Annotated in this window: 18 protein-coding genes; all 18 read left to right on the top strand. The window is 33.5% G+C overall.

All coding sequences use genetic code 11. The features are described from left to right. Positions 1-77 precede the first annotated feature (77 nt). The 18 genes from GAN53_RS00095 to GAN53_RS00010 all read left to right on the top strand — a co-directional run bounded on the left by GAN53_RS00095 (position 78) and on the right by GAN53_RS00010 (position 12963). Entirely contained in the window at positions 78-767 is a 690-nt protein-coding gene (locus GAN53_RS00095) for a Rha family transcriptional regulator (RefSeq protein WP_151409025.1), read from the top strand. After that, on the top strand, positions 739-939 hold the full coding sequence (locus tag GAN53_RS00090; protein WP_151409024.1) for a hypothetical protein: 201 nt from the start codon (positions 739-741) through the stop codon (positions 937-939). The genes GAN53_RS00095 and GAN53_RS00090 overlap by 29 nt, the downstream gene beginning before the upstream one ends. Then, positions 932-1318: a DUF4406 domain-containing protein gene (locus GAN53_RS00085; RefSeq protein WP_151409023.1), complete on the top strand. Its 387-nt coding sequence runs from the start codon at positions 932-934 to the stop codon at positions 1316-1318. Before GAN53_RS00090 ends, GAN53_RS00085 begins: the two co-directional genes overlap by 8 nt. After that, a complete protein-coding gene (locus tag GAN53_RS00080; protein WP_151409022.1) occupies positions 1319-3547 on the top strand; it encodes a phage/plasmid primase, P4 family in 2229 nt (742 codons plus the stop codon). Positions 3548-3680: 133 nt separating this feature from the next. Beyond that, complete coding sequence (locus tag GAN53_RS00075; RefSeq protein ID WP_151409021.1) at positions 3681-3962, top strand: VRR-NUC domain-containing protein; 282 nt, start codon at positions 3681-3683, stop codon at positions 3960-3962. After that, positions 3963-5309 carry a DEAD/DEAH box helicase gene (locus GAN53_RS00070; protein WP_151409020.1) on the top strand — a complete coding sequence of 449 codons (1347 nt, stop codon included), beginning with the start codon at positions 3963-3965 and terminating at the stop codon, positions 5307-5309. Positions 5310-5402: 93 nt separating this feature from the next. Next, entirely contained in the window at positions 5403-5831 is a 429-nt protein-coding gene (locus GAN53_RS00065) for a hypothetical protein (RefSeq protein ID WP_151409019.1), read from the top strand. Positions 5832-5930: 99 nt separating this feature from the next. Next, positions 5931-6296, top strand: coding sequence for an HNH endonuclease (locus GAN53_RS00060; RefSeq protein ID WP_151409018.1), 366 nt, complete (start codon positions 5931-5933; stop codon positions 6294-6296). Positions 6297-6498: 202 nt separating this feature from the next. Further along, positions 6499-6816 (top strand): DUF6442 family protein, encoded by a 318-nt coding sequence (locus GAN53_RS00055; protein ID WP_151409017.1) that lies wholly within the window; start codon positions 6499-6501, stop codon positions 6814-6816. Between the two features lie 9 nt (positions 6817-6825). Further along, a complete protein-coding gene (locus GAN53_RS00050) occupies positions 6826-7032 on the top strand; it encodes a helix-turn-helix transcriptional regulator (protein WP_004816384.1) in 207 nt (68 codons plus the stop codon). An 89-nt stretch (positions 7033-7121) separates the two neighbouring features. Further along, positions 7122-7694: a P27 family phage terminase small subunit gene (locus GAN53_RS00045; RefSeq protein ID WP_151409016.1), complete on the top strand. Its 573-nt coding sequence runs from the start codon at positions 7122-7124 to the stop codon at positions 7692-7694. Positions 7695-7699: 5 nt separating this feature from the next. Further along, the gene (locus GAN53_RS00040; RefSeq protein WP_151409015.1) at positions 7700-8482 is read left to right on the top strand and encodes an S-adenosylmethionine synthetase N-terminal domain-containing protein; all 783 of its coding nucleotides are present in this window, start codon (positions 7700-7702) and stop codon (positions 8480-8482) included. Continuing rightward, the gene (locus GAN53_RS00035; RefSeq protein ID WP_151409014.1) at positions 8482-9732 is read left to right on the top strand and encodes a site-specific DNA-methyltransferase; all 1251 of its coding nucleotides are present in this window, start codon (positions 8482-8484) and stop codon (positions 9730-9732) included. Before GAN53_RS00040 ends, GAN53_RS00035 begins: the two co-directional genes overlap by 1 nt. A gap of 43 nt (positions 9733-9775) precedes the next feature. After that, positions 9776-9991: a DUF4314 domain-containing protein gene (locus tag GAN53_RS00030; RefSeq protein ID WP_151409013.1), complete on the top strand. Its 216-nt coding sequence runs from the start codon at positions 9776-9778 to the stop codon at positions 9989-9991. A gap of 71 nt (positions 9992-10062) precedes the next feature. Further along, complete coding sequence (locus tag GAN53_RS00025; protein ID WP_151409012.1) at positions 10063-10431, top strand: hypothetical protein; 369 nt, start codon at positions 10063-10065, stop codon at positions 10429-10431. Positions 10432-10524: 93 nt separating this feature from the next. Continuing rightward, positions 10525-10812 (top strand): transcriptional regulator, encoded by a 288-nt coding sequence (locus GAN53_RS00020; protein WP_192574069.1) that lies wholly within the window; start codon positions 10525-10527, stop codon positions 10810-10812. A 97-nt stretch (positions 10813-10909) separates the two neighbouring features. Beyond that, positions 10910-12499, top strand: a complete 1590-nt coding sequence (locus GAN53_RS00015) for a terminase large subunit (RefSeq protein ID WP_151409010.1) — start codon at positions 10910-10912, stop codon at positions 12497-12499. A gap of 44 nt (positions 12500-12543) precedes the next feature. Further along, positions 12544-12963 (top strand): nuclear transport factor 2 family protein, encoded by a 420-nt coding sequence (locus GAN53_RS00010; protein ID WP_002834879.1) that lies wholly within the window; start codon positions 12544-12546, stop codon positions 12961-12963. The last annotated feature ends 190 nt before the right edge of the window (positions 12964-13153 follow it).

Genomic DNA, 13153 nt, shown 5'->3' with positions numbered 1-13153 from the left:
GGGGTTAAAAATCTCCTCTATTTCTTTGCCTGTGATTTAGGAGGGAAACCTCTTAAAAATTCACAGGAGGTAATTTAATGAAGGAATTAATACCAAAGAACGATTATGGAATATTTGCAGATCACAATGATGTTGCAAGAGTGGACAGTAGATTTGTAGCAGAGTTTTTTGAAAAGAGGCACTCTCATGTTATGAGAGATATACAAACAATCACTCAACCCAAATCTGGGCTGAGTGAAGAATTTATTGAACTCAATTTTGAGCTCAGCAGTTATAAGGATGTAACTGGAAGAAATCTACCATGTTATTTATTAACTAGAGATGGATTTACTATTTTAGCTATGGGTTACACGGGCAAAAAAGCCATGAAATTTAAAGAGCTCTATATTAAGAAATTTAACGAGATGGAAGAATTCATAAAGACTCTAGTATCAGCTAGAAAAGAATTCCCTCTTTTAACCGAGAATATAAGATTGCTTCATGACAATCCAAAAGCTTATCACTTTAGTAATGAGTGTAACATGCTGAATCGTATCGTTTTAGGTAAGAGTGCAAAAGAATTTAGATTAGAAAATGATATACCAAAAGGAAAAAGTATAAGACCATATCTGAATCAATCACAAATAGAGATGATTGAAACCTTGCAAAAGGTAGATATTGGTTTATTAGTAGCATTTCCTAATTATCAAGATAGAAAGAAACACCTTGAATGGTACAAGCAAAAATTGGAGGTACAAAATGTTTTATGTGAAAGAAAAAATCAATGATTCTATGGAAATAAGCATTGAAATAAATGATGAGAATGTCTTTTGCACCTGTCCAAAGTGTGGAAAAGAAGTTCGAGTAGAATTAAATAAAGTATTGGAAGATGGCGATTTATTTTCTACCCAAGTTTGCTGTAATACTTGTAGTGAGACAATGAGGAATATTTATGAATAAAGAATTATACAACAGGAGTGGGTGCAAGGATCCCACTCCTTATCAAGCAATTAAAAATGCAGAGAAGAGATACTATCCCCTGGTATATATCTGCAGTCCATTTTCTGGAGATGTAGAAAATAATGTAATCAAGGCACAGAAGTATTCTCGCTATGCCTTGGATAAAGGAAATATACCAATAGCACCGCATCTTTTATTTCCTCAGTTTATGAGTGATGAAAGTGAGAGAAGACTTGCCATGCATTTTAATTATGTCCTTCTTGGAAAATGTGAAGAAGTCTGGGTCTTTGGTGACAACATAAGTCCTGGAATGGCAGAAGAAATAAGAGTTGCTGAGAAGAGAAAAATGAAGATTCGATATATAAAGGAGGTATCCTAATTGAAGATATACACCTCAAATTTAATAGGAGTGGAGTCAAATTGTGTTTATCCAAATGAGGTTAATGCAGTAGATGTTAGGTCCTTTGAGAAAGCTGCAAGTTTTGACCATGTAATGGCAAAGTATAAAAACTCCTACAGGTCCAACGATAATTTTATAGAGTCAGAATGTGTTCCTATGGATATAGACAACGACCATTCAGAAAATCCAGATGACTGGATTTTAGCTAATGATTTAAAGAGAATATTTGACGGAGTTAAATTTACCATAGTTTATAGCAGAAACCATAGAAAAGAAAAAAATGGAAAAGCTGCAAGACCGAGAATGCACATATATTTTCCAATTCCTAAGGTTATAAATTTAGCTGAATATGTAGGGATAAAAGAAAGGTTATCAGAGACTTATACTTTCTTTGATGGGAATGCCTTAGATGGAGCGAGGTTTTTCTTTGGAGTTAAGAATCCTGCCGTTGAAATAGTTAGGGGAAGGAAATATATAACTGATATTTTAAAAGATGACTTTGAAAATTTTGATAACTCTCAAGACTTGATTCAGCAAGGCTCTAGAAACTCAACTATGAACCATTTTGCAGGTAGGGTTCTCATTCGATATGGAAATACAGATGAGGCAAGAGAATTATTCGATAAAAAAGCTAGTCTTTGCTCACCACCACTCCCAGATGATGAATTGGAACAAATCTGGAAGTCTGCTTGTAAATTCTATAAAAAAATAGCTGCAAGTGAAGATTATGTTCCACCTGAAGAATACACTGAAGGTATAAATTTAAGACCGTCAGAATTTTCAGACATAGGTCAAGCAGAAGTTTTTGTAAGAGAATATCAAGACAGAATTCGATTTTCTCCTTCTACAGGTTTTCTTGTTTACAACGACTCCTACTGGGAGGAATCTGAACTAAAAGCACAAGGATACTCTCAAGATTTAGTTTTAAAACAAATAGAAGAAATAGACAATGAACTTTTGAAAATGGATGAAGACATTAAGAAATCAGGAATTAGGGATATTATGTCTTCTATGAGTGAGAAAAAGGCAATGGAAGTTTTTGATAAAAATCAAAAATCTATATACTATAAATTAACTTCGCTTGAGGCATATAAGAAATATGCTATAAAACGAGGGGACACCAGAGCTATTCATGCAACTTTAAAAGAATCAAAGCCAATGTTAGAAATAGACCAAAGAGAACTTGATACGGATGAGTTCTTGCTTAATACACCATCTTTTACAGTAGATTTGAAAACTGGAGAGTGTAGAGACCATAAGGCAGAAGACTATATAACAAAAGAAGCATCTGTAGATCCAAGTGATGAAAATATGGATATATGGCTTGATGCCTTAGAGACATTTTTTGTAAAAGATAGTGAACTTATAGAATACGTTCAGAAAGTAGCAGGAATTTCTCTTATTGGAAAAGTATATATTGAGGCTCTCATTATAGCTTATGGTGATGGAAGAAATGGAAAGTCTACATTTTGGAATACTATCTCAAGAGTTCTTAATCTATATAGTGGGTCAATCTCAGCAGATATTCTTACAGTTAATTCTAAGAGAAATGCCAAGCCAGAACTCGCTGAAACAAGAGGTAAAAGGCTTTTAATTGCAGCTGAACTTCAAGAAGGATTAAGGTTAAATACTTCAAATGTTAAACAGCTTTGTTCTACAGATGAGATTGTAGCAGAGAAAAAATATCGAGATCCATTCAAGTTCATACCTTCTCACACCCTTGTCCTATATACTAACCACCTACCAAAGGTGAGTGCCTTAGATGAAGGAACCTGGAGGAGACTTATTGTAATTCCTTTTGAGGCAAAGATAGAGGGTAGTAGTGATATTAAAAACTACACTGATTATTTAGTAGATAAGGCTGGGGGAGCAGTTCTCAAGTGGTTAATCGAGGGTGCTAAAAAGGCTATTGATGAAGATTTTAAATTCAGCCTACCTAAAAAGGTGGCTGATGCCATCAATGAATATAAGGAATCAAATAACTGGTTCAAGCATTTCTTAAGTGAGTGTTGTGAGATTGATTCATCATTTGAAGAGAAGTCTGGAGAAGTCTATCAAGAATATAGAGCCTATTGTTTAAGAACTGGAGATTATGTAAGGTCTACAACAGATTTTTATTCTGCTCTTTCATCCAATGGATTTATGAGGAGAAAAACTAATCAAGGAATTGTGATAAATGGACTTAAATTAAAGTCAGACTTTGTGTAAAAATACAAGAAGTGCAGGTCGTGAATGTCATATATATAACTATTATATAGTAGGTAAATTAAATTTTAGTTATATATAAAGGTTATATAATAGAGTTTCACGACTTGCACAATGGCTAAAAATAGAGGTTTATATGTTAGAAAATGAAATAGAAAAAGCATTGGTAGATAAAGTGAAACTCCATGAAGGTCTTTGTCTTAAATTTACATCTCCTTCAATGACGGGAATACCAGACAGGATAATACTTCTACCTAAAGGAAAGATTGGATTTGTAGAAACAAAAAGACCTGGAGGAGAACCAAGACCAATTCAGAAAAAAAGAATAAGACAATTTAAAAATTTAGGTTTTAAAGTTTATGTTCTTGATACCAAAGAAAACATTGATGAAATAATAAAGAGAATCGGAGGTGACTAATTGGAATATACTCCACATAAGTATCAAAAATATGCTACTGAATTTATAAAAGAAAATAAAGAATCGGCGCTTCTACTGGATATGGGTCTCGGCAAGACGGTTATAAGCCTAACAGCTATAAAAGATTTACTCTTTGATTCTTTTGAAATTTCTAAAGTTTTAATTGTAGCACCATTAAGAGTTGCCAGGGATACTTGGAAAGAAGAGATAGAAAAGTGGTCTCACCTTGATTTCTTAAAATATTCAGTGGTCGTAGGAAGTGAAAAAGAAAGAATAAAAGCATTAAATAAACAAGCGGACATTTATCTAATCAATAGGGAGAATGTAGCCTGGCTAATAAATAAGAGCGAACTACCATTCAACTACGATATGATCGTAGTTGATGAATTATCATCTTTTAAATCTCATAGGTCAAAGAGGTTTAAAGCCTTGATGAAAGTTAGACCAAAGGTAAAAAGAATAGTTGGTCTTACTGGAACTCCATCATCTAACGGTCTAATGGATTTATGGGCTGAGTTTAGACTGCTTGATATGGGAGAGAGACTTGGAAGATTTATTGGTCAGTACAGAGAAATCTACTTCAAACCAGATAAGAGAAACGGACCAATCATTTATTCCTATAAGCCACTTCCTTTTGCTGAAGATGCAATCTATGAAAAGATATCAGATATCACAGTTTCTATGAAAGCTGAAGACTATCTAAAAATGCCAGAGAAGATAAACAATGAAGTCTTTGTAAATCTATCAGATAAAGAAAGAGATATCTACGAGACCTTAAAAAAAGACTTGGTTGTTAGTATTAAGGATAAAGATATAGATGCTGTTAATGCTGCAGCCCTTTCTAATAAGTTACTGCAAATGGCATCAGGCTCTGTTTATGATGAAGATAAAAATATGATTCATATTCATGATAGAAAGCTTGATGCTTTAGAAGATTTAATAGAAGGTGCAAATGGTAAACCTGTTCTAATAGCCTATTGGTATAAGTCAGATTTAAAAAGAATAAAAGACAAGTTTGATGTAATAGAACTTAAGACAAGTGAGGACTTTAAAGAATGGAATCAAGGTAAGATTCCAGTTGCCATTATCCATCCAGCATCTGCTGGTCATGGACTTAACCTACAAGCTGGAGGTTCAACACTTATTTGGTTTTCCCTTACATGGTCCTTAGAACTTTATGAACAAACCAATGCCAGACTTTATAGACAAGGACAGAAAGAAACAGTTGTGATTCATCATATACTGGCAAAAGGAACTATTGATGAAGATGTTATAAAAGCATTAGAAAATAAGAACAAAACACAAGCTGCACTTATAGATGCAGTAAAAGCAAATCTAGAGAGTTGATGTCATAGAATGTCACTATCAAAATTTGCTAAGATTAATACAAGAGTAGAAGTTATATGGATAACTTACCTCAAAAACTTATGGAGGTAAGAAATGAACGCAAAAGAATATTTAAAACAAGCTTTTTATTTAGACAAAAGAATTAACAGTAAGCTAGAGCAAGTTGAAAGTTTAAATGCACTAGCTACAAAAGCTACATCAACCTTATCCGATATGCCTAAGAGTCCTAATAGAGGACCATCAAAACTTGAAGATACTATTGTTAAGATTATTGACCTTCAAGAAGAAATTAATAGGGACATAGATAAGTTGGTGGATTTAAAGAAAGAAATCGTAAGAGCAATAAAAAAGATTGAAGATAAAGAACTTCAAGTCGTTTTAGAAAAAAGATATCTTTGTTTTGAATCTTGGGAGAAGATAGCAGTTGATATGAATTATGATATTAGACATATTCATAGACTTCACAATCTGGGGTTAAAAGAAACTTCAAAGCTAATTAAATCCTGTCATGAAATGTCATAGAATGTCACTATAGAGTTGTAGTATTATTAAAATAGCAAAAGAATAATTAAAAGAGCCTTGAAGATTTAATCTTCAGGGCTTTCTTTATGGAGTGATAAAGTGCCGAGAAAACCTAAGAGACCATGTTCACATCCAGGTTGTCCTGAATTAGTTGATGGACGATTCTGTAAGAAACATGAAAAAGAATACAATAAAAACTATGAAAAATATAAAAGAGATCCTAACACTCATAGGCGTTATGGAAAAGCATGGAGGGTTATAAGAAAAAGATATGTCAGTGAACATCCACTTTGTGAAATGTGTTTAAAAGAAAATAGAATGACAAAGGTAGAGGAAGTACATCACATACTTCCTCTTTCTCGTGGTGGAACTAATGACGAAGATAATCTTATGAGTCTTTGTAAATCTTGTCACTCAAAGATTCATGCTGAGCGTGGAGATAGATTTGGACGAGAAAAGTTTTGAGGGAGGGGGAGTCGTTATCTTAAAAGCTGATTTCCCTACCAACGGTGCCGCCCTCTCACGCACAAAAAAACGGGTTCAAAGGGGGTATTAAAGAATATCATTCGAAAAGTAAAATATTTATTCTAACCTATTGACAATAAAACTTGGCATGATATAATATAAATACCAAGTAAACTTGGCAAAAGGATAAAGGAGAATGAATATGAAGAGAGATGAAGTTATAGCAAGAAGTCGTGAGGAGTATAAATATCACGATGAGATGATGGTTGATATTTTTAAAAAAGCAGGTGAAATTTCCAGCCAAATCGGATTAGCTGTTGCTGCCATCCTATTTGGAATTGAAGCTTTTTTCTTCAATTCCTTTAATTATGGAATACTAAGTATTTATTTTAGTATTGAAGCAACTAAAGAACTTGTAAAGTATGCAAAACTAAAAGAGAGAAAGCAATTGTTAATGGGGATACTTATGGCGATTATAGGAATTGCCTTATTTGTAGCTAACCTTATAACATTGAAGTAGTGATGGATTATGGATGATAAACTAGTTCTCAAAAATCATTTAAAAGAAGTAAGAAAAGAAAAAGGCTATTCACAACAACAGTTAGCTGATGAGGTGGGTGTTTCAAGAAATACAATCAGCTCAATTGAAACTGGTCAATTTAACCCCACTGCTAAATTAGCTTTGATACTTTGCATTGCTTTAGAAAAGAAATTTGAGGATCTTTTCTATTTTTAGACAAACATAGTTAAATTAAAATCTCCCTACAGTAAACGATATTGTTTATTGAAGGGAGATTTTATATTTAAGTATTAGGAGGTGATACTATCGCTAAGGACGGAACATATAGAGGTGGAAGAAGAGTAAAAGCAGGAGGGAAACCACAGCCTGCTGCTGAAAAAATAGAAAAAGGTAAAAAAGTAGAAATACTAATGAATGATATTCCAACATTCACTCCAGAAGAAATAGATGCAGTTGACTTACCAGATGGAGCAGTTCTTGATGGAACAGATATGCCAACACCTAGTGACTATCTATCTGCAAAACAAAAGAATGGAATACCACTAGGTGCAGATGAAATATATAAAGAGACATGGTCTTGGTTAAAACAGAGGAACTGTGAAAACTTAGTAAATCCAAGATTATTAGAATCATACTCTCAGGCTTTTGCAAGATACATTCAATGTGAAGAGGCAATAAGTCAATTTGGACTTTTAGGTAAGCATCCTACTACAGGAGGAGTTATAGCATCCCCTTTTGTACAGATGTCTAGCCAGTTTCAAAAGACAGCTAATCTTTTATGGTATGAGATTTATGACATTGTAAAAGAAAACTGTACTGAAGTTTATGAAGACTATGGGGAAGATATGATGGAAAAATTACTAAGGCAAAGGAGGTAATTGTATTGTTTGAAAAAGTAAATCCAAAGCATCCAGATAAAATAGCAGATTGTATTGCTGGTGCAATTGTAGATTTAGCATATAAAGAAAAAGATAATCCTAAAATAGCAGTTGAAGTTTTGCTGGGACATGGAAATTGTCATGTGATTATAGAAACGGACTGTAATCTAAATAAAAAAGAAATTGAAACAGCAATTAAGAGGATAGCTGGAGAGATCATAGCAGATATTAAAATTGTAGAACAGGATATCCACCTATCAAATAATCAGAAAGATAATATAAGATGTGGAGACAATGGAATTTTTAAGGGAGTGCCTATATCTGAAGAAGAAAAGAAACTCTCAACTATAGCCAGAGAAATTTATAGGAACTACCCATATGATGGGAAATATATTCTCGATAGAGATAAACTTATTATTTGCCAGTCTAATGTATCTACGGAAATTTTAAAATCAATTTATCCAAGAGCAATAGTAAATCCATTGGGAGATTGGACTGGAGGGTTTAATGTTGATACTGGAGCGACCAATAGGAAACTCGGATCTGACATGGGAAGATCAGTAACTGGTGGGGGCCTTCATGGCAAAGACCTATCCAAGGCTGATGTATCAATTAATATTTATGCCCACCTAAAGGCACAAGAAGAAAATAGAGAGATTGAATTATTCTGTGCAATTGGAGATGAAACTGTTGATGGTAAAGCCTATGAAGAAATAGTAGAAATTGCCAAAGACTATGTAAAATCTATTGGTGGTTTTGAGGAATTTGCAAAGTGGGGGCTCATCTAATGAAAGAAGGACTATTACAATATGAATTAAAAAATGTAGATGAACTCATCCCATATATTAATAATGCTAGAACGCATACTGACGAACAAATAAATAAGGTAGCTGCATCAATAAAAGAATTTGGATTTTTAAACCCAATCCTAATTTCAGATGACAATGTAATCACAGCTGGGCATTGCAGACTTCTTGCAGCTAAGAAACTTGGACTTAAAAAAGTACCTTGCATATTAGAAAATTATCTTACAGAGGCACAAAGAAAAGCATATGTACTTGCTGATAATAAGCTAAGTCTTGATGCTGGTTGGGATGAAGAACTATTGAGAGTTGAAATTGAATCCCTAGAAGATTATGGATTTAATGTAGAGCTTACAGGATTTTCAACTGAAGAATTATCTTCGCTCTTTGACCTTGGTGTAGAGGCTGAAGAAGATGACTTTGATGTTGAAGAAGAACTTAAAAAGCCTATTTTTTCCAAGGAAGGAGATATTTGGACTCTAGGAAGACATAAAGTTATCTGTGGAGATTCTACTCTAGGGGATACTTTTGAAAAGTTACTAGGTGAAACTAAGGTCAATTTAGTATGTACTGATGCACCATATTTTGTTGAATTAAAAAATAAATCGGGAACAATCAAAAATGACAACTTAAATGATAAGGAAGCCTATGAATTTTTAATGAAGGTCTTTACAAACTTTAAAGACGCAATGGCTAAGGATGCATCAATTTATGAATTCTATGCAACTATGAAAGCTAGAGTTTTCTATGATGCTTTTGAAGATGCAGGCTTTAAAGTTGGTGCAGGGCTTATTTGGAAAAAACCAAGAGCTCCTTTCATGAGAACAGATTGGAAATTTAATATGGAGCCTATTATCTTTGGTTGGAGAAAAGATGGAAAACATAACTGGTATGGAGATCAAAAACAAACAGCAGTCTTTGAATTCGATGGAATTAAAGATTCAGAAAAAGAAGGATGTGGTCATCCATCATCAAAACCAGTACCACTTATTGCTTATTTAATAAAGCAATCAACTCAAACAAATGGCTTAGTCCTTGATGGATTTTTAGGAAGTGCATCTACATTAATTGCCTGTGAGGAGCTTAATCGAATCTGCTATGGAATAGAAATAGAACCTAAATTTGTTGATGTAGCAGTAAAAAGATATTTAAATTTAGTGGGTAGTGATAAAGATATAAGCCTTTTAAGAGATGGAAAAAAATATAAGTATGAAGATGCTATTAATATGACTTGATATAAATCCTAGATTGAGTGATATATGTATGTGGGGTGATTAGATGATTTCAAGGGAAATTATACAAAAATTGAAAGAGACGTATCCAGTAGGTACAAGAGTAAAACTAATCCAAATGGAAGATGGACAGGCTCCACCAGTTGGAACTTTAGGCACAGTTTATGGGGTAGATGCCCTTGGATCAATCTTAGTAAAATGGGATAATGGTTCGATGTTAAATGTAATTATTAGGGAGGATATTATTGAAAAATCTAAATAAATAACCATACATTGCTTGACTATTCCTCTATTGTACGGGAATATGTGTACAACAAAAGAGGAGGTACAAAAATGAAAAAGATTGAATTGTTAGAAAACATTAAAGAAAAAGAAGAATTCGAAGAAAATAAAATCAGTTACAGATTTTATTGGGCATATAGGGAATCCCAAAGGATAGGGCGATACATCATAAACTTTGATGACATTGGATTTGTAGATAATCACGAAGATATGATAGAGAATCTTGAAAGATTTGGAATACAAGAATTTACAATTTCAGACCAGTCAACAGGTCTTATGAAAGGGTTAAAAAGTTTTAAAAGAAAAGGGTACTTTCCTATAGACTTGATTGAAATAGATACAGGAAGGACTAATTGGAACTTTAAAGAAAACAAAGAAGAAAAAGAATATACACCTGCACTTCTTTTCAAGAGAAATTAAGAATAAAAATAGAGAGTTAAGCAAGATGATTGCTTGACTTATCTCTCGGTGTACGGGAATATGTGTACAACAAAAGAAAAGGAGAGCATTACCATGAAAAAAGACCTTTTAGAAAGATTAGAAGCAGAAGTTAAAGCTTGCAAAAGATACGCAGAAAACTCAATAAAAAAATCAAAAGAAGGCAAGATTGGAGCAGCTATTAACCTTTTAGACATAGCAGGAACAGCAAAGAAATGTGCAGACCAAGTTCATGAAGAACTTTGGAAAGAGTCACAAGGAAACCTAAACGAAGAAGAATTTGAATTATTTTGTGAATCAGAAACACTAGGAAGAGAACTTAAGAAAGCATACAAAGAATTAAACATAGCAAGACAAAGATAAAATAAAAATCCAAATAGAGTTTAGGCTCTATTTGTCGTAGTAGAAGTCACTAGCAAGTGGCTATTTTTTATGCCTATTTTTCAAGGAAGGAGGTCAAATGAAATATAAACCAACAAAATTTATGCTACCTACATCTCACTATGATAAAAACAAGGCAGACTATGCTGTTACTTTTATAGAATGCCTTAAACACACAAAAGGTAGATGGGCAGGTAAAGATTTCAAGCTTATTGACTGGCAAGAAGAAATCATAAGAGACTTATTTGGCATTGTAAAAGATACGGGATATAGACAATTTAATACAGCCTATGTTGAAATACCAAAGAAGATGGGGAAATCTGAACTTGCAGCTGCTGTAGCACTTCTTCTAACTTGTGGTGATGGAGAAGAAAGAGCAGAAGTTTATGGTTGTGCTGCTGATAGGCAACAAGCAACTATCGTCTTTGATGTTGCAGCTGATATGGTAAGGATGAGCCCAGCCTTATCTAAAAGAGTAAAAATTCTAGCATCTCAAAAGAGGATGATATATAAGCCGACTAATTCTTTTTACCAAGTTTTATCTGCAGAGGCTTATTCTAAACACGGATTTAATATTCATGGTGTAGTCTTTGACGAACTTCATACTCAACCTAACAGAAAGTTATTTGATGTTATGACAAAAGGGTCTGGTGATGCGAGAACTCAACCCCTATATTTTCTCATAACAACTGCAGGAACAGATACCAAATCAATCTGCTACGAAACACATCAAAAAGCAGTCGACATACTTGAAGGAAGAAAAACTGATTCAACTTTCTATCCCGTGATTTATGGAGCAGACAGAGAAGATGATTGGACAGATGAAAAAGTATGGCATAAAGCAAATCCTTCTCTTGGAATTACAGTTCCTATAGAAAAAGTAAGACAAGCCTGTGAATCGGCTAAGCAAAATCCAACTGAAGAAAATGCCTTCAGACAGTTAAGATTAAATCAGTGGGTCAAACAAGCAATCAGGTGGATGCCTATGGAAAAATGGGACCTCTGTAATTTTGCTGTTAATGAAGAAGAATTAAAAGGAAGAGTTTGTTATGGAGGTCTTGACCTATCATCTACAACAGATATTACAGCTTTTGTTTTAGTCTTTCCTCCAATAGACGAAGATGATAAGTATCAAATATTACCCTACTTTTGGTTGCCAGAAGACAATCTCGATCTAAGAGTAAAAAGAGACCATGTAAACTATGATCTATGGAAAAAACAAGGCCATATTATGACAACAGAAGGCAATGTAGTCCATTATGGTTTTATAGAAAAATTTATAGAAGACTTAGGTGAGATATATAACATTAGGGAAATTGCCTTTGACAGGTGGGGAGCAGTTCAGATGGTTCAAAACTTAGAAGGCATGGGTTTTACAGTCGTTCCTTTTGGTCAAGGATTTAAAGACATGTCTCCGCCAACAAAAGAATTAATGAAACTAACCCTTGAAAGAAAAATAGCCCATGGAGGTCATCCAGTTCTAAGGTGGATGATGGATAATATCTTCATACGAACTGATCCTGCTGGAAATATAAAAGCAGATAAGGAAAAATCTACAGAAAAAATAGATGGGGTTATTGCTACAATTATGGCTCTTGATAGGGCTATAAGGTGTGGCAATGATACGAGTGAATCTGTTTATGATGATAGGGGGTTGATTGTTTTTTAATATGGGTATATAAATAAAATAGAAACATTTTTGAGGTGATATTCATGAGGAATAGAGAAGATATTATTCGTTTATGGTTTGATATGTGGATAAAAAAACAAGACTTAGGAATTAAAGATATTTTTGCTAATGATATTGTGTATACAGAAAGTTGGGGGCCAAAGTATAATAATCGCAGTACACTCGAGTTATGGTTTAAAGAATGGAACAGTCGTGCAAAAGTTGAAACATGGGATATTGTACAATTTTTAGACTTTAAAGACCAATCAATTGTGGAATGGCATTTTAAATCAGTGATGAATAATGGGAAAATTGATGAATTTAATGGAATTTCTTTGGTTAAATGGGATTTTGATAATAAAATAATAGAATTAAAAGAATTTGGATGTAATATAGATAATTATAATCCATATGCTTATGGAGAGATTCCTAAATTTAGAAAAGAAAAGTCAAAGTGGTTTTAACATATATTTATTCATGATATTTTTTTTAGCATCTACATTAGTAGGTGCTTTTTTCATACCTACTTTTAGGAGGTGGTAATATAAACATTTTAAATTTAATATTTAAGTCGCGAGACAAACCTAAAGACGGGGAGAGGATATCTTCATCGTCTTTTTTATTTGGGAGAACAACAGCAGGAAGGAATGTCAA

This window comes from Anaerococcus sp. Marseille-P9784 (genome assembly GCF_902500265.1).
Taxonomy (GTDB): Bacteria; Bacillota; Clostridia; order Tissierellales; family Peptoniphilaceae; genus Anaerococcus.
This window is presented reverse-complemented; position numbering and strand designations above follow the sequence as displayed.